Annotated in this window: 1 protein-coding gene; it reads left to right on the top strand. The window is 57.0% G+C overall.

Annotation, left to right across the window (positions count from 1 at the left end):
* The coding region (locus tag ACWGS9_RS35470; protein WP_454509514.1) for a DUF3303 domain-containing protein at positions 1–327 on the top strand (327 nt) is incomplete at its 5' end.
* Between the last annotated feature and the right edge of the window lie 64 nt (positions 328–391).

Raw genomic sequence — 391 nt, forward strand, 5'->3', positions numbered from 1 at the left:
AGGGAGGAGGAGATTATGAAATACCTCGTAAATTGGAACGAGCGGCCACAGGGATCGGCGATTGAATACGAGAACGTCCAAAAGCGCATCCTGAAAATCTTCCAGCACTGGGAAATACCCAGCGAGGTCAAGGTGCATGCCTTCGTGGCGCGGGTGGGCGAATGGGGTGGTAGCATGCTGCTCGAGGCAGATGACCCGCTGATAGTCCACAAAATGTGTTCGACCTTCCCGGCGTTCCAATTCGACGTCCGTCAGGTCATCGACGTTCAGGACGCGGTCCGCGTCGAGATGGAGGCTATCAAATGGCGGGATGAACTTCCTTCATGAATAGCCGCCGACGAGGGGGCGCATTCGGAACGCACTCCGGCGGAAATTCCCGCAGCGAGTGAGG

The sequence above is a fragment of the Mesorhizobium sp. Arg314 genome, from assembly GCF_053714275.1.